Origin of the sequence: Bradyrhizobium sp. AZCC 2176 (assembly GCF_036924645.1) — a bacterium.
Classification (GTDB): Bacteria; Pseudomonadota; Alphaproteobacteria; order Rhizobiales; family Xanthobacteraceae; genus Bradyrhizobium.
Window position 1 is genome coordinate 5,098,231 of sequence record NZ_JAZHRX010000001.1, and the last position, 16,881, is coordinate 5,115,111.

A 16,881-nucleotide genomic window follows, 5' to 3' on the forward strand; every position below is an offset into this window, starting at 1 on the left:
AAGGAAAACCTATGTCAAAGGAATATGACGTCGCTGTCGTGGGCGGCGGCCTGCTCGGCTCCGCTATCGCCTGGGGTCTGGGCCGGCTCGGCAAGAAAGTCGTTGTTCTCGACGAGGGCGATATCGCCAAGCGCGCCTCGCGGGCAAATTTCGCGCTCGTCTGGGTGCAGAGCAAGGGCTTAGGCATGCCGGCCTACACCGGCTGGACAATGCGGGCGTCCGAAACCTGGGGCAAGCTCGCCGCCGAATTGAAAGATCAGACCGGGCTCGACGTCGCCCTGCAGCAGAATGGCGGCTTTCACCTGACCCTCGGCGAGCACGAGTTTGCGCAGCGCACCCAGCTTGTGACGCGCATGCACAATCAGGTGGGCGCGGCTGACTACAAAATGGAGATGCTGTCGGCGTCGGAGGTCAGGAAGATGCTGCCGCTGATCGGCCCCGAGGTTTCGGGTGGCAGTTTCTGTCCGCTGGACGGACATGTGAATTCGCTGCGCACCTTTCGCGCGTTCCACACCGGACTGAAGTTGTTCGGGATCGACTATTTCCCGGAGCGGCCGGTCTCGGCGATCGCCAGGAGCGGCGGCGAATTCCGGCTGTCGACCTCGCACGACGAGATCCGCACAGGGAAGGTCGTGCTCGCCGCCGGCAACGCTAACCAGACGCTTGCACCGATGGTCGGCCTGTCGGCGCCGATGGGCCCGACCCGCGGCCAGATCGTGGTGACCGAGCGCACCATGCCGTTCCTGCCGCATCCGTTGACCACCATTCGGCAGACCGACGAAGGCACGGTGATGATTGGAGACAGCAAGGAAGAGCAACTCGACGATCGCACGCTGAATCATTCGGTCAGCGCCGTGATGGCGGATCGGGCGCAACGCATGTTCCCCCATCTGGCGCGTCTGAACGTCGTGCGGACCTGGTCCGGCATCCGCGTGATGCCGCAGGATGGCTTCCCGATCTACGATCAGTCGGAGAGTGCGCCGGGCGCTTTCGTCACCTGCTGTCATTCCGGTGTGACGCTCGCCTCCAACCACGCCTTCGATATTGCCCGGATGGTGGCGACGGGCGCGCTCGAACCGGAGCTCGTCGGCGCGTTCTCGGCCCGTCGCTTCGACGCGAGTCACGCCGCGACAAGCAGTGGCTACTACTGACATCGACGCGACGCGCACGCGAGAGAAAGGGACGAAGAGGCATCCAATGTTCAAACGATTCGATCAGGACAGCAGAAGACCGGTGCACATCGTCGTGGACGGGACCGCCGTCGAGGCGCGCGAGGGCGATACGGTTTCCGCTGCGCTGCTGGCCTCCGGCCGTGACGTGCGCCGTGCGACCGCGGTGAGCGGCGCGCCGCGCTTGCCCTATTGCATGATGGGCGTGTGTTTCGATTGCCTTGTCACAATCGATGGTGTCGGCAATCGCCAAGGTTGCCTGGTGCCCATAGCTGAGGGCATGCAGATCGAAATTCAGAAGGGCAAGAGGGAGATCGGCCGATGAATGCGGCTCCCAAGCGCGATAGCTATGATGTCGTAGTCATCGGGGCAGGGCCCGCCGGGCTGGCCGCCGCTGCGACCGTGGCCGAGGCTGGCCTGTCGGCGCTGCTGCTCGACGAGAATGCCGGCCCCGGCGGCCAGGTCTGGCGCGCCATCGCCTCAACCCCGGTGACGGAACGCGATCGTCTCGGCGCCGACTATTGGGCCGGCGCGGACCCCGTCCAGGCGGTGCAATCGAGCGACGCCGAGATTATCCAGCGCGCGACCGTCTGGAGCCTTGACCGGAATCTCGAGGTTGGTGTGTCGGTCGGCGGCGCGTCGTCCTTCGTCAAGGCGCGTCGTGTGATTCTGGCGACCGGTGCGCTCGAGCGGCCGTTTCCGATTTCAGGCTGGACCCTTCCGGGGGTGATGACCGCGGGCGCCGCGCAGACGATGCTGAAGTCATCTGGCCTCGTGCCGGACGTGCGGACGGTGATCGCCGGCCAGGGACCGCTGCTTTGGCTACTCGCCGCGCAGATCCTGCGCCTGGGTGGAAGCATCGACTGCATCCTCGATACGACCGAGCGTCAAAACTATTTTGCCGCGCTGCCTCACGCCTTCGCCTTCATGACTTCGCCCTATTTCTCAAAGGGACTTGCCATGATGCGGGAGGTGCGGGCGAAAGTGCCGGTGGTGACTGGAGTGAGCGAACTCGCTGCTGCCGGCGACGGCCAGCTCGCAACCGTGAGCTTTGTCGCCGGCAGCCGACGCGAGACGATTCCGGCTGAGTTGCTGCTACTGCACCAGGGGCGTGGTGCCCAATGTCAACCTCGCGATGGCGGCCGGGATCGAGCATCGCTGGGACGACCTGCAGCTCTGCTGGTCGCCCGTACTCGATCGTGACGGCAGTACGTCGGTCGAGGGCGTCGCTATCGCCGGCGATGGTGCCGGGATCGGCGGCGCAGGGGCTGCAATTGTCCGCGGACGTATCGCCGCTAGAGCTGCGGTCGAGGCCCTGTCGCCTGCGGCCGCCGCGAAGCTCGCACCCATGACGATGCTCAGATCATCGCTGGCCAAGGCCGAACGCGGCCGCGCCTTCCTCGACACGCTGTTCCGTCCCGCCCTGCAGTTTCGCATCCCCTCAGGCGACACCATCGTCTGCCGCTGCGAGGAGGTGTCGGCCAAGGATATTCTCGACGCCGTCGCGATCGGTGCGACCGGTCCCAACCAGCTCAAGGCGTATCGTCGCACCGGCATGGGTCCCTGCCAGGGCCGGCTCTGCGGTCTGACAGTCACTGAGTTGATGGCGCAATCCCGCGGCAAGACGCCCCAGGAGATCGGCTATTATCGGCTGCGCGCACCGGTAAAGCCGATCACGCTGGCGGAGCTGGCGGCGGTGCCGAAGGCAGAGGCCGACGTCCAGGCGGTGGTGCGCGGATGACGAAGCTCGCGGATGCCATCATTGTCGGTGGCGGCATCCATGGATGCTCGACCGCACTTCATATGTGCCTCGCCGGCATCAAGCCGGTGCTGATCGAGAAGGACTATGCCGGCCGCCACGCCTCAGGGGTGAATGCCGGCGGCGTTCGCCAGCTCGCGAGGCATGTCGCCGAGATCCCGCTCTCGATCCGCTCGATGGGAATTTGGGAGCGGATTGAGGAGCTGGTCGACGATTCCTGCGGCTTCGAAAGCCACGGCCAGGTGCTGGTCGCGGAGAACGACGCCGAATTCGAAGCGTGTCGCGCGCGCGTCGCCGAGCTGAACGCACTCGGCTTCACCCACGAAGCGCTGATCGACGGGCCGGAGCTGCGGCGGCTGGTGCCGGCGGTGGCGGAGAGCTGCCCCGGCGGGGTGGTGTCGCGGCGTGATGGCGCGGCCGATCCGGCTCGAACCACCACCGCGTTCCGCCGCAAGGCTGCCGCGCTCGGCGCAACCGTCTGTGAGGGCAGAGCGGCGACCAACATCCGAAAGCAAGATGGGTTGTGGCGGGTGGATGTCGGCGCCGATACCTACGCAGCGCCGGTGCTCGTCAATGCCGCCGGCGCCTGGGCCGGCCGTATCGCAGCGGCGCTTGGCGAGCCGGTGCCGGTTGAGACCGTGGCTCCGATGCTGATGATCACCTCCCGCGTGCCGCATTTCATCGATCCCGTGGTCATCCTGCGCGGCCGCAAACTCTCCTTCAAACAGTTCGCCAACGGTACCGTGCTGATCGGTGGCGGGCATCTGGCAACCCCGGACCAGGACCGGAACGAGACCGTGCTGGACTGGCGCAGCCTCGCCATCAGCGCACGCACCGTGTTCGAGCTATTTCCCGTGATGCGCGACGCCACCATTGTCCGCGCCTGGGCCGGCATCGAGGCGCGGACGCGCGACGAACTACCCATCCTCAGCGCCAGCGCCCAGCACTCAGGGCTTTATCACCAATTCGGTTTTTCACTGCATGGCTTCCAGCTCGGCCCCGGCGCCGGCGCCGTGATGACGGAGCTGATCACCAACGGCGGCACCCAAACACGGATCGGCGATCTCGGCATCGACCGCTTCCTTCCCTTCACACCCTAGAAACCAAGATGAGGACATCATGAGCATCATCCGCAACATCCGTACGCCCATCATGCACCGCGCGGTTGAAGCCAATGGATTTGTATTTGTTGGCGGCACGATCGCCGACGACACCAGCGTCTCGATGGGCGAGCAGACCCGCAATATCCTTGGCAAGATTGCCGGCTATCTGAAGGAGGCGGGGACGGACACGTCCCGCGTTGTCAGCGCCTCGATCTTCGTGACCGACCTGTCCGGGAAAAAGGAGATGGATGCGGCATGGACCGAGTTCTTCGGCGACAACCTGCCGGCGCGCGCAACGGTCGGTGTGGCCGATCTCGGTGGCGGCGCCCTGATCGAAGTGGTGGTCACCGCGCTCAAGGGTTGACCGCGCCGACTTGCTTATCCCATGCCGACTGACTTTTCATCCTGTCGCGCAGAGGTCAAGCAGCTAAAGGCCTTCTCGAGCTGGACGTCGTACCTTGTGGCCAGCGCCTCGCAATGGCGAAGCCTACTTGCCAAACTTCTCATGTAACAGCGGCCATAGCCGGTCCGGCTTGAACGGGGTCGCCGTAAAGCGGATACCGGTGGCGTTGGCGATGGCGTTGCCGAGCGCGGCGGCGACTGGGTTGTATGGGCTTTCGCTCATCGATTTGGCGCCCATCGGCCCCAGCGCGTCCGACGTGTCGGCAAAGAGCACCTCGGTGCGGGGAATGTCCGCAAAGGATGGCAGATGATAGTCGCGGAATTTGGGATTGATGACCCGGCCGTTGTCGTCGATCACCATTTCCTCATAGAGCGCCGCGCCCAGCGATTGAGCTACCCCGCCCTCAACCTGGCCACGGCACTGCATCGGATTGGCGACACGGCCGGCATCGGCGGCCTGCACGCTCTTCAGGATCTTGAGTTCGCCGGTGTATTTGTTCACGGCGACACGAAAGCCCTGTACATTGAAGGCGACGGAGCGCGGCGTGCCTGTCGAATTGCCGCTGGCGCTGAGAACCTTGCCGAGCGCGTGCGCGGACGCGGCGAGCAAAGCAAAAGGGGTGCGGCGCCCGGCACAGACCGTGGCGTGGTTGTCGAGGGTGCACGCGTCCGGGTTTTCGCCCAATAGTGACGCCGCGAATTGCTTCAGTTGGCCGGCCAGCGCCTCGGCCGCGGCTTGCGTGGCGCGCCCGGCGACGAAGGTCCCGGCGCTGCCATAGGCGCCGGTGTCGTGGCCGCCATGTGCGGTGTCGGATTGCAACAGACGGATTCGATCAACGGTCGTCGCCAGCGCGGACGCGGCGATCTGACGATGCACGGTGCTGGTGCCATTGCCGAATTCGGCGGTGCCGACCGTGAGGTCAAAGCCGCCATCCTCGCGCAGCGAAATGCTGCAATCGGCGAAATGACCGGCTGGCGGCACGGTGTCGATCATGGTCAGCGCGATGCCGTCCCCAGTCAACCAGTCCGCGGAGAGCGAAGGCGGAGGCGCCTCGGCGGCCATCGCGCGCTCGACCAGATCCAGGCATTGATCGAGGCCATAGCTGCCATAGAGCACGTCGTGATACTCGGATTTCGGTGGCGACAGCATGGGATCGCCGGGTTTGACGACATTGCGGCGGCGCATCTCGAACGGGCTGATGCCGAGCTGCTTTGCCAGTTCGTCGATCGCAGCTTCGACGGCGATCAAGGTCTGCGGCAGGCCATAGCCGCGAAAGGCTCCGGCGGGCACGGTGTTGGTATAGGCGGCGATGCCGTCGACCTTCTTGTTCGGGCAGTTATAGACGCCGATGCATTCGCCGACCGAATGACGCAGCACCGGGCCGGCGTGGTTGCCGTAGGCCCCGGTGTTCGAGAGCACGTCGAGCTGCAGCGCCGTGAGTTTGCCGTCCTTGTCGGCGCCTGCTTTGACGGTGACCCGCATCGGATGCCGCATCGAGGTCGCGATGAATTGTTCTTCCCGCGTCAGTTCGAACTTGACCGGGCGGCCGGTCTTGATCGCTGCGAGCGCGAGAATGTCCTCGACGAACATTTCCTGCTTGCCGCCGAATCCGCCGCCGACGCGCTCACAGAATACCCGCACCTTGTCCGGCGGGAGATGGAAGAGGTCGGCCAGCGTACGCCGGATGAGAAATGGCACCTGCGTGCTGGAGCGGACGTTGAGGATTCCATCGGCATCGACCCAGGCAAGGCCGCCATGGGTTTCCAGCGCCGCATGCTGGACTCGCTGGGTCGTAAAAGTACCTTCATAGGTGACGGCGGCCTGCGCCAACGCGCTTGCGACATCGCCAAATTCGCCATGGGTTTCTGCCACGATATTGCGGCCTGCGTTCGCGACGCGGTTTGCCGGCGTCTTGTCGCCGTGAATCGCAGGGGCGCCCGGTGTGATGGCGGCTGTGGGATCGACCACAGCCGGCAGGATTTCGTATGCGACGTCGAGTTGCCGGCAGCCTTCCTCCGCGGCGGCTTCAGTCTCGGCGATCACGGCGGCGACCTTCTGTCCGATAAAGCGGACGACATTGTCGAGCACACGTGTGTCGTCCGGATCCATCCAGTCCCACTCGTGCCGAGCGGTTGAGAACAGGCAGTCCGGCGCGTCTTCAAACGTCAGTATCGTGTGCACGCCGGGGACGCTGAGCGACGCACGTTTGTTGATCGAGATGATTTTTGCGTGCGGATGCGGCGAACGCAGCAACTTGATGTGCAGCATACCTACCGGCGCAACATCGAATGTGTAGCGCGCTGCGCCGCGCACCACCTGCGGTCCGGCTGGGGCAGGGAGGCTGCGGCCGAATGCGGTGCCTGCGGCGGCGTCTTCGATGTTGTTCTTGCCGCTCAGCGCATCCTCAATCGCGCGATAGCCGGTACAACGACAGATATTGCCTTTCAGCGCGGCGCCGAGGTCCTGCCGCTGCGCCTGGTTCAGCGATGCGCAGGTCAGGATCATGCCGGCTGTGCAGAACCCGCATTGAAACCCCTGCGCGTCCAGAAACGCCTGTTGCATCGGGTGAGTGCCGCCATCCGCCGCAAAGCCTTCGATCGTCGTCACGGCGTGACCGTCGGCGCGGAAGGCAGGAATAAGACAACTATGCACCGGCTCGCCGTCGATCAGCACGGTGCAGGCGCCGCAGTCGCCGGCGTCGCACCCCTTCTTGACGCCGAATTGGCCAAGTTCGCGCAGGAACGTGCGCAGGCATTGGCCGGGTTGCGGCGTTTTGAAAAACTCCCGGCCGTTGATCTGGAACGTCATGCGTAGGCCATGCTCTGCAATTCAACGCGGATTTCTTCCGCGAGCCGCAGCGTCATATGCTTGCGCCATATTGGCTTGCCGTGAACGTCGCTGTGATAGAGGTCGTCGGCGATGCACTGAAAAATCGCTTCGCGCAATTCTTTGCTGTTCGGGATTCCTGCAAAGGACAATCGAACAGGCCGCTTGGTCGATGCCGTAATCGTCAGCGCCAATCCGCCGTCGCTGGTCGCGCTACCGATCAGAAGTGCAGCCGAGCGGCCGACCGGCGTCAGCGAAATCTGGCGGAACGCCGAACGCCGCCTCAGGGCCGCGAGCGGGATCTCAACTTGCCGCAACAGATCGCCCGGCGCGAGCACGTTACGCTGATCGCCGATTACGAAATCAGCGACGGGAATTTTCCGCTCACCGCCATCGGCCTGCCAGATCGTGCAGACACCGTCGAGCGCCGAGGTCAGCGAGATCATCGGTCCCGCCGGCAGCGACATGCAGATGTTGCCGCCGACGGTGGCCGTCTTCCAGATCTTGAAGGAGGCGAGAAACGCGCGGCAGCACTGGTTGATCAGCGGCGAGGCGATCCATTCCGGCGGACAGGCCAGCGCATCGAGTTGCGCCACTGTGCAGGTCGCCGCGATTGAAAGCCCGGTCTCGCTGATGGTCAGCGCCGGCCATTTCAGATCGGTAAGATCGATCAGCCGCTTTAGATGGGCCTGCGGTTCCGAGAACAGCCAGGTCCCGCCCGCGAGCCAGGCGTCGCCCGCCGTCCAAACGGGCAATTGATCCCGCGTCGTCGGATGGGCAACCGCGGTAACAGTGTTCAGGTCCATGGATACACCAACGCTTTCAAGTAGATGTGTCTCCAACTATGAAGGCTTGCAAGTCCAGCGCCAAGTTGCCATTCGGGTTGGGACGGTCCTTGCAAGAGGATGCCGTTCGCAACCACGCCTTGGCAAATCAGGTGGGATCATGGACCAAACGCAGGCGATCTGGATCAGGGATCCGCTTTCCATTCTCGCTGACGGCGCCGAGCGCGGCCTCGTGGTCCGCGGCGGCAAGATCGTCGAACTGGTGCCGCGCGGCCGGGAGCCGGTGACCGCAAATGCCGTCGCCTACGACGCCGGTGCCCATGTCGTGCTGCCGGGGTTGATCAATACGCACCATCACTTCTACCAGACGCTGACGCGGGCACTTCCGGCGGCGCTGGACCGCAAACTGTTTCCATGGTTGCAGGCACTCTATCCGGTCTGGGCGCGGCTGACACCGGAATCGCTCCACCTGGGTGTCACCGTAGCGATGTCGGAACTGCTGCTGTCAGGCTGCACGACCACGACCGATCACCATTATGTGTTTCCGGCCGGACTCGAGGACGCCCTCGACATCGAGGTCGCGGCCGCGCAGCGGCTCGGCATCCGCGTGCTGCTGACGCGCGGCTCGATGGATCGGTCGCAGAAGGATGGCGGGCTGCCGCCCGACAGCGTGGTGCAGGACGAGGATATGATTTTGGCCGACAGCGAACGCGTGGTGGCAAAATACCACCAGCGTGGCGGGGATGCGATGACGCAGATCGCGCTGGCGCCGTGCTCGCCGTTTTCAGTGACGACCTCGCTGATGCGCGCGACCGCCACACTTGCTGACAAGCTCGATGTCCGCCTGCATACGCATCTGGCCGAGACCGAGGACGAGAACAAGTTCTGCGAGCAGATATATGGCTGCCGTCCGCTGGATTATCTCGAACAATGCGGCTGGTTAAATGCACGGACCTGGCTGGCCCACGGCATCTTCTTCAATTCCGACGAGATGAAGCGGCTCGGCAAGGCCGGGACCGCCATCAGCCATTGCGCCTGCAGCAACCAGATCCTGGCGTCGGGTTGCTGTCCGGTCTGCGAGATGGAGGAGGCGGGGGTTTCGATCGGGCTCGGCGTCGACGGCTCGGCGTCGAATGATGAATCAAACCTGATGCAGGAAGTCCGCGCGGCCTTCCTGCTGCAACGGGCACGCTACGGTGTCGGCCGCGTCAGCCACAAGGACGCGCTGCGCTGGGCCACCAAGGGCTCGGCGGCCTGCATCGGGCGGCCCGAACTCGGCGAAATCGTGGTCGGGAAGGCCGCCGATCTTGCGCTGTTCAAGCTCGACGAACTGCGTTTCTCCGGCTATGGCGACCCCTTGGCCGCGCTGGTGCTATGCGGTGCGCATCGCGCCGATCGGGTGATGGTCGGCGGCAACTGGGTGGTGCGGGACGGCGCGATCCCCGGTCTCGATGTACCCGACCTGATCCGCCGTCACAGCGCCGCCGCGCGCGCGATGCACGAGAGGTGAGTTGGTCTACTCCCTCGCCCCGCACTTGCGCGCACTTGCGGGGAGAGGTGAAGCGAGCCCTGTCCTTACTTCCCGGGAATCTTCTCGTCGATGCCCTTCACGTAAAAATTCATGCCGAGCACCTGGCCATCGTCGAGATGGGTGCCGCCTTTGCATTCGACTTCCTTGCCGTCCTGGCCGACGATCGGGCACTTGAATGGCTGCAGCTTGCCTTCCGTGATGGCAGCTTCGGTCTCCATCGCCAGCTTCTTCACGTCGTCGGGCATGTTGGTGTAGGGCGCCATCACGACGAGCTTGCTGTTCAGTCCGCCCCAGAAATCTTCCGACTTCCAGGTGCCGTTCAACTCGGCCTTGACACGCTCGATATAATAGGGGCCCCAATTGTTCATGGTCGAGGTGAGCTGCGCCTTCGGTCCGAACTTGATCATTTCGGAATCCTGGCCGAACGCCAGCTTGCCGCGCTCGGCGGCGACCTGCATCGCGGCAGGGCTATCGGTGTGCTGCATGATGATGTCGGCGCCCTGGTCGATCAGCGCCTTGGCGGCATCGGCCTCCTTGCCGGGATCGAACCAGGTGTTGGCCCAGATGATTTTGACCTTGATGTTGGGGTTGATCGTCTGTGCGCCGAGCATGGTGGCGTTGATGCCGGAGATCACTTCCGGAATCGGGAACGAGGCGATGTAGCCGAGCACGCCGGACTTCGACATCTTGGCGGCGATGATGCCCTGGATGTAGCGGCCCTCATAGAACCGTCCCGAATAGGTCGACATATTCTTGTCGCGCTTGTAGCCGGTGGCGTGCTCGAAATGCACGTTCGGATACTTCTTGGCGACCTTCAGCGTCGGCTCCATGTAGCCGAACGACGTGGTGAAGATCAGCTTGTTGCCGGCGCGTGCCAGTTGCTCGATCGAGCGTTCGGAGTCCGGGCCTTCGCTAACATTCTCCAGAAACGTGGTTTCGACCTTGTCGCCGAATTCCTTGATCATCGCGAGGCGTCCAAGGTCGTGCTGGTAGGTCCAGCCGAGATCGCCGACTGGTCCGAGATAGATGAATCCGACCTTGAGTTTGTCGGCGGCGGAAGCGCCGAACAGGCCTGCTCCGGTAACGAGCATCGCTGCAGTCGCCGCGATGAGAATCTTTTTCATGGAATTCTCCGTTTTTCTGACGGGTGGGCGGTCTCTCCCGATACGCGGCGCCCCGTCGCGCGCGCTTCGGGCACATTTATCGGTCGGGCACGAAGACGGTCCCGAGCGCCGCAGGCGCGGTCGAGCCACCGGTTCGTGCACGTGAAATCAGGACAAGGACGATGACGGTCGCGAGATAGGGTAATGCCGACATGAATTGCGATGGGACACCGACGCCCCAGCCCTGCGCATGAAGCTGTAGGATCGTCACCGCGCCGAACAGATAGGCGCCGATCACGAGGCGTCCCGGCAGCCATGACGCGAACACGACCAGTGCCAGCGCAATCCATCCGCGCCCGGCCGTCATGCCTGGAATGAAGAACGGTGTGTAGGCGAGCGGCAGATAGGCGCCGGCGAGGCCTGCGCAAGCGCCGCCGAACATCACCGCGAAAATCCGGATCCTGAGCACGGGATAACCAAGCGCGTGCGCGGAAGCGTGATTGTCGCCGACAGCCCGCAGGATCAGGCCGGCCCGCGTCCGGTAAAGGAAGAACCAGACGCTGGCGACCAGTGCCAACGAGAGATATACGAAGGAGTCCTCGCCGAACAAAATACGCCCGATCAGCGGGATGTCGGTGAGGCCGGGAATAGAAAGATGCGGCGCCAGCGAAATCTTTTCGCCGACGAAGCGGGAGCCGATCAGGCCGGAAAGGCCGATTCCGAGAATGGTCAGCGCGAGGCCGGTGGCGACCTGATTGACCGCCAGTCCCAGCGTCATCAGCGCGAAGATCAGCGACATCAGCACGCCGGCGACGATGCCGCACAGCGCGCCGATGACGACCGAGCCGGAGAGCCAGGCGCCGCCGAAGCCGCAGGCCGCGCCGACGATCATCATGCCCTCGACGCCGAGGTTGAGCACGCCGGAGCGTTCGGTCACGAGTTCGCCGGTCGCAGCCAGCAGCAGCGGCGTGGAAGCCGCCAGCACCGCAAGGATGATGGCCTCAATGAGCTCCACGGGACACCTTTGGCGACGCGAAAATGAGCTTGAACCGGTAGAGGATGAGGGAATCGCAGGCGAGCACGTAGAACAGCAGAATGCCCTGGAAGACCTTGGTGACATCCAACGGAATTTTCATTGCGATCTGCGCCTGCTCGCCGCCGATGAAGGTGAGCGCCAGGAAAAGTCCTGCAATTAATATTCCAACCGGGTTCAGCCGCCCCAGGAACGCGACGATGATCGCGGTGAAACCGTAGCCCGGCGAGATCCCGGGCTGCAGATGTCCGACGGGGCCTGCGACCTCGATGATCCCGGCAAGGCCTGCCAGCGCGCCCGAAATCGCGAAGGTCAGCAGGATCAACTGATTGGAATTGAAACCACCGAAGCGCGCGGCGCGCGGGGCGGCGCCGACGACGCGGATTTCAAACCCCTTGATGGTTTTGCCGAGCAGCACCGCGCTTGCGGCGACCACCAAGAGCGCAATGACGCCGCCAAGATGCAGCCGGCCGCCCTCGATCAGCACGGGCACGGTGGCGACCGGATCGAACCCGGCAGTGGTCGGGAAGTTGAAGCCTTTCGGATCTCGCCACGGACCGCGCACGAGGTAATCGAGCAGGAGGTCGGCGACATAGACCAGCATCAGGCTGGTGAGGATTTCGCTGGCGCCGAACCTGACCTTGCAGATTGCCGGTATCAGGGCGTACAGCGCGCCGCCGATCGCTGCCAGCAGCATCATCGCCGGCAATACCCACGGGCCGGCGTCGGTGCCCTGCGTCTTTACCGCAAGCCAGCTTCCGGCGACGGCACCGATCAGGAATTGTCCTTCGCCGCCGATGTTCCAGGCGTTGGCGAGGTAGCAGAGCGACAGGCCGATCGCGATCATCACCAGCGGTGTTGCCTTCACTGCGATTTCCTGCAGCGAATAGCTGTCGGTCAGGGGATCGATGAAGTAAACGCCAAGCGCGGTGATCGGGTTCTTTCCAAGGATCGCAAACAGGAGGCTCATGGTCACAATCGTCAGGCCGATCGCGATCAGCGGCGAAATCAGCGCGATCGTGTTCGACCGCTCGGCGCGCTTTTCAAGCACCAACTGCATGCGCCGCTTCCTTCTGCTCCAAAGTGCTTCCCCCCATCAGCAGGCCTAGTTTCTCGCGGCTCGTGTCGGCGGTTGGCAACGGCTCCGACAGATGGCCATGGAACATCACGGCGATGCGGTCGGTGATTTCAGCGAGTTCGTCGAGGTCCTGGCTCGTCACCAGCAGCGCAGCGCCGCTGGCGGCGAGATCCAGCAGGGCCTGCCGGATCACGGCGGCGGCGCCCGCGTCGACGCCCCAGGTCGGCTGGCTCACGACGAGGACCACCGGGTTGCGCAGGATTTCGCGACCGACGATGAACTTCTGCAGATTGCCGCCGGAGAGGCTGGCGGCTTCCGGGTCGCGCTTGGCCTTGCGCACGTCGAAGGTTTCGGTGGCGCGGTCGACAGTCTTCAGCGTCGCGGCGGTATTGACGAAGCCGTGCAGAACCATGCCGCTCGCGGCGTGGCCGGTCAGCAGCGCGTTCTCCGAAAGCTTCATGCGCGGCGCAGTGCCGTGGCCAAGCCGCTCCTCGGGAACGAAGGCCGCCCCGAGCTTGCGCCGCTGCGTGATCGAAAGGTGCCCCGCTGCATGCCCGTCTATGATAATTGTGCCGGGGTCTTGTGCCAGCCGTTCTCCCGACAAAGCGGCAAAAAGCTCGTCCTGACCGTTGCCAGCGACACCGGCGATGCCCAGGATTTCGCCACCCTTGAGCTCGAAGGAGATGTTCCGAAGCCGCACACTGTGCGGATCGTCCGGCTCGAGGCTGAGGTCGTTGACGACAAGCCGCGGCACGGTGGTTTTCCGGTTGGCGGGAACCCTCACTTCCTTGATCTCGCTGCCGACCATCATCCGCGCGAGCGAAGCCGCGGTCTCCGCTTTGGGATTGCAGGTCGAAACCTTCTTGCCGCCGCGCAGGATGGTGGCGGTGTCGCAGAGCTGCTTCACCTCTTCCAGCTTGTGGCTGATGTAGAGGATCGCGCGGCCCTCGGCCTTGAGGCGATTGAGCACGACGAAGAGCTGGTCGGCTTCCTGCGGCGTCAGCACCGCGGTCGGTTCATCGAGGATCAGGAATTTCGGATTTTGCATCAGCGCGCGCACGATCTCGATGCGCTGGCGTTCGCCGACGGATAGTTGCCAGACCTCGCGTTTGGGATCGAGCGGAAGCCCGTAAACACGAGATACTTGCTCGAGGCGCGCTGACATGTCCCTGAAAGATTCCTTGCCGTCGAGCCCGAGCGCAACGTTTTCTGCCACGTTAAGATTGTCGAACAGCGAGAAGTGCTGGAACACCATGCCGATGCCGCGGCTGCGCGCTTCCGACGGTCCGGAGAGAACCATCGTCTCGCCCTGCCAGCGCATTTCGCCTTCGCTCGGCTGGATCAATCCGTAAATGGTTTTGACGAGCGTCGATTTTCCCGCGCCGTTTTCGCCGAGCAGTGCGTGGATCTGCTGTGGCCAGATATCGATGTCGATCGCCTCATTGGCGAGGAAGCTGCCATAGCGCTTGGTCAGGCCAACCGTCCGGAGCAGCGGCGTGGCACCGATGGGCAGCTCGGCAGGCGTCGAATCCAGCATTCGTAATCACGCGTCCCAGGAAATGGTGCCTCAATATTGGGCTAGTTTCGGCTCGCGCGTAAGTGGAGAAAAAGCGTCAAGCCTTGCTCAACTCTTTGGCAAGCAAAGCGCCTTCCTGGTCCTTGATTGCTTGGCTTTACGAAGCATTTCCGGATCGCAGCGCGTTGTCCAGGTCGGCCGACAGCGCCCGATCGATGTTGCAGATTTGTAACGGTGCAGACCAATTCGAAACTGTCTCGTCGGTCCTGACGCGAAGTTGAGCAGTATTACTGCGAGCTCAGGGCTGGTGGTTCGTGGGCCTGCCGTTACGGGCTACCTATTCCAGACCCCGGCGTGAACCGCCGCGGCTTCGTCCTCAAGCAACGGGCCCACCACTTCGGTCGCGCGTTGCCCGCTGGCGAACACGTCGCGGCAGGGCAGGTTGAGGGTCGGATTTTCCGGATGGTTGCCGGTGAGATCCCGCAGCCGGTGTTCGCTCAGGCCGTACACCAGGCGGCCGATGCCGGCCCAGTAGATCGCGCCTGCGCACATCGCGCATGGTTCGGCGGACGAATACAGCGTAGTGCTGCGAAGGATATCTGGCGCGACCGTGGTGCAGGCCTGTGTCGCCAGCAGGCGCTCGGCATGCGCCGTACCGTCATGCGACGGCATATAGCCGTTCTCGGCTTCGATCAGTACGGAGCCGCGCTGGTCGACGAGCAGGGCGCCGAAAGGATGATTGCCACGGGTCATGGCGCGGCGAGCGACGTGGAACGATTGCCGCAGGAAATGCACATCGCGTTCCAGCGGGCTCAGCGAGGAAATATCGACCATCGGTCCTGACCGTCAATGCCCCGCCGTGGGCCGCCCGATTTCGGTGAGATTGGCCTCGCTGGCGCGCGCTTCATGAATCTTCCCGCCGGAACAATACGCCTATCTCGCTCGGCGAAACACATATGCGTCTCGCGCAGGTGGCTGTCAGGCATGAACTGCAACCTTCAACGCCTCGGCACGGATCTCTTCGACAAGCCGCTCCTTCAGCATGACGAATTCGGCCGTGGTCTTGATCTTGTAGGATCGCGGATGGGGTAGATCGACCGCGATTTCGGCTTTGATGCGGCCGGGACGTGCGCTCATCACGACGACCCGGCTGCCGAGGAAGATCGCCTCTTCGATGTCGTGCGTCACGAACAGCACGGTCTTCTGGTCGCGCTCCCAGATTCCGAGCAGCATCTCCTGCATCAGTGCGCGGGTTTGATTATCCAGCGCTCCGAACGGCTCGTCGAGTAACAGGATCTTGGGATCGTTGGCAAGGGCGCGCGCAATAGCTGTGCGTTGCTGCATGCCGCCGGAGAGTTGCTTCGGCCAGTGATTTTCAAATCCCGAGAGGCCGACCCGATCGATGAAACCATCGGCGATCTTGCTGCGCTCCGCCTCGGAAATCCCGCGTTCGCGCAGGCCGAACGCGATGTTTTCGCGAACGGTCAGCCACGGAAACAGCGTGTACGACTGAAACACCATGCCGCGATCCGCGCCAGGTCCCGTCACCTCGAGCCCGTCCAGGAGGACGCGGCCGCTTGTCGGCCGATCAAGGCCTGCGATGATGCGCAGCAGCGTGGATTTTCCGCAGCCCGACGGGCCGAGGATGGTGACGAAATCATTGTTACCGACGCTGAGGTCAGTCGGTTCCAGAGCCCGCGTTGGCACATTGCCCTGGCGCGCAGGGAAGGTGCGCGAGACCTGATCGATCTTCAGCTTGGTCATGCCAATTTCCACGGAAACAGCCAGGCGTTGAAGGCCTTGAACAGGAAGTCCGACACGAGGCCGATCAGCCCGATGACGATGATACCGAAGATGATCTGACCGGTGTTGAGCAGCGCCTGGCTGTCGGTGATCATGTGGCCGATGCCCGAGGATGAACCGATCAGCTCGGCGACGATGACGTAGGTCCACGCCCAACCCAGGACCAGCCGAAGGATTTCCGCGATCTCGGGAGCAGACGAAGGCAGCAGCACGCGGCCGATGATGCCGCGGTCGCTGGCGCCCAGGGTGTATGCTGCTTCAACGAGGTCGCGCCGTGTGCTGCCGACGTTCACAGCGATCATCAGGATGATCTGGAACACCGAGCCGATAAAAATGACCAGCAGCTTCTGCAGCTCGCCGATGCCCGCCCACAGGATCAACAGCGGGATGAAGGCTGACGCGGGCAGATAACGGGCAAACGAGACAAACGGCTCCAGGAAAGCCTCTATGGGCTTGTAAGCGCCCATCAGAACGCCGAGCGGCACGGCGATGATGGCCGCCAGCACAAAGCCGCCGACCACCCGCCAGATTGTCATGCCGATGTCGAACAGGAAGCCATGCTTGGTCAGGAGCTCCCAGCCTTCCTGCAGCATGGTCAGCGGGTTGGCGAGAAACGTTTTCGAGACGTGACCGCCGAAGGTCGCCCACGCCCACAGGGCCACGAACAGCACAAAGAACGCGAAGCCGTAGACCGCGCGCTGCTTCGATGTCACGGGATCGAGGGGACGTGTCACAAGGCAAATTCCTCAAAGCGGTACGTTGATCATGGGAA

At 63.6% G+C, this 16,881-nt stretch carries 14 protein-coding genes and 1 pseudogene; 6 read left to right on the top strand and 9 right to left on the bottom strand.

Annotation, left to right across the window (positions count from 1 at the left end):
• Positions 1–11 precede the first annotated feature (11 nt).
• The 5 genes and pseudogenes from V1288_RS24035 (at position 12) to V1288_RS24055 (ending at position 4,395) form a co-directional block, all read left to right on the top strand.
• Positions 12–1,151, top strand: a complete 1,140-nt coding sequence (locus V1288_RS24035) for an NAD(P)/FAD-dependent oxidoreductase (RefSeq protein ID WP_334359398.1) — start codon at positions 12–14, stop codon at positions 1,149–1,151.
• A gap of 46 nt (positions 1,152–1,197) precedes the next feature.
• On the top strand, positions 1,198–1,494 hold the full coding sequence (locus V1288_RS24040) for a (2Fe-2S)-binding protein (protein ID WP_334359399.1): 297 nt from the start codon (positions 1,198–1,200) through the stop codon (positions 1,492–1,494).
• Positions 1,491–2,910 (top strand): annotated as a pseudogene (locus tag V1288_RS24045) (FAD-dependent oxidoreductase). Before V1288_RS24040 ends, V1288_RS24045 begins: the two are co-directional and overlap by 4 nt.
• A complete protein-coding gene (locus V1288_RS24050; RefSeq protein ID WP_334359400.1) occupies positions 2,907–4,028 on the top strand; it encodes an NAD(P)/FAD-dependent oxidoreductase in 1,122 nt (373 codons plus the stop codon). Before V1288_RS24045 ends, V1288_RS24050 begins: the two are co-directional and overlap by 4 nt.
• 19 nt (positions 4,029–4,047) lie before the next feature.
• Positions 4,048–4,395 carry a RidA family protein gene (locus V1288_RS24055; protein ID WP_334359401.1) on the top strand — a complete coding sequence of 116 codons (348 nt, stop codon included), beginning with the start codon at positions 4,048–4,050 and terminating at the stop codon, positions 4,393–4,395.
• Between the two features lie 123 nt (positions 4,396–4,518).
• Here the strand turns inward: V1288_RS24055 and V1288_RS24060 are convergent, their stop codons facing one another.
• Together V1288_RS24060 and V1288_RS24065 are read right to left on the bottom strand one after the other, a co-directional pair.
• On the bottom strand, positions 4,519–7,242 hold the full coding sequence (locus V1288_RS24060) for a molybdopterin-dependent oxidoreductase (RefSeq protein ID WP_334359402.1): 2,724 nt from the start codon (positions 7,240–7,242) through the stop codon (positions 4,519–4,521).
• Positions 7,239–8,066, bottom strand: a complete 828-nt coding sequence (locus tag V1288_RS24065) for an FAD binding domain-containing protein (protein WP_334359403.1) — start codon at positions 8,064–8,066, stop codon at positions 7,239–7,241. Before V1288_RS24065 ends, V1288_RS24060 begins: the two co-directional genes overlap by 4 nt.
• 139 nt (positions 8,067–8,205) lie before the next feature.
• Between V1288_RS24065 and V1288_RS24070 the strand changes: the two genes are divergently transcribed.
• A complete protein-coding gene (locus V1288_RS24070) occupies positions 8,206–9,555 on the top strand; it encodes an 8-oxoguanine deaminase (protein ID WP_334359404.1) in 1,350 nt (449 codons plus the stop codon).
• Positions 9,556–9,620: 65 nt separating this feature from the next.
• Here the strand turns inward: V1288_RS24070 and V1288_RS24075 are convergent, their stop codons facing one another.
• The 7 genes from V1288_RS24075 to V1288_RS24105 all read right to left on the bottom strand — a co-directional run bounded on the left by V1288_RS24075 (position 9,621) and on the right by V1288_RS24105 (position 16,843).
• Positions 9,621–10,700, bottom strand: coding sequence for a BMP family ABC transporter substrate-binding protein (locus tag V1288_RS24075; RefSeq protein WP_334359405.1), 1,080 nt, complete (start codon positions 10,698–10,700; stop codon positions 9,621–9,623).
• 76 nt (positions 10,701–10,776) lie between these two features.
• Complete coding sequence (locus V1288_RS24080; RefSeq protein WP_334359406.1) at positions 10,777–11,694, bottom strand: ABC transporter permease; 918 nt, start codon at positions 11,692–11,694, stop codon at positions 10,777–10,779.
• A complete protein-coding gene (locus V1288_RS24085; protein ID WP_334359407.1) occupies positions 11,681–12,772 on the bottom strand; it encodes an ABC transporter permease in 1,092 nt (363 codons plus the stop codon). The genes V1288_RS24080 and V1288_RS24085 overlap by 14 nt, the downstream gene beginning before the upstream one ends.
• Positions 12,756–14,327, bottom strand: coding sequence for an ABC transporter ATP-binding protein (locus tag V1288_RS24090; RefSeq protein ID WP_334359408.1), 1,572 nt, complete (start codon positions 14,325–14,327; stop codon positions 12,756–12,758). Before V1288_RS24090 ends, V1288_RS24085 begins: the two co-directional genes overlap by 17 nt.
• A 312-nt stretch (positions 14,328–14,639) precedes the next feature.
• Positions 14,640–15,140 (bottom strand): nucleoside deaminase, encoded by a 501-nt coding sequence (locus tag V1288_RS24095; protein ID WP_334359409.1) that lies wholly within the window; start codon positions 15,138–15,140, stop codon positions 14,640–14,642.
• Between the two features lie 144 nt (positions 15,141–15,284).
• Positions 15,285–16,070: an ABC transporter ATP-binding protein gene (locus V1288_RS24100; protein ID WP_334359410.1), complete on the bottom strand. Its 786-nt coding sequence runs from the start codon at positions 16,068–16,070 to the stop codon at positions 15,285–15,287.
• The gene (locus V1288_RS24105) at positions 16,067–16,843 is read right to left on the bottom strand and encodes an ABC transporter permease (RefSeq protein WP_334359411.1); all 777 of its coding nucleotides are present in this window, start codon (positions 16,841–16,843) and stop codon (positions 16,067–16,069) included. Before V1288_RS24105 ends, V1288_RS24100 begins: the two co-directional genes overlap by 4 nt.
• Positions 16,844–16,881: the final 38 nt, after the last annotated feature.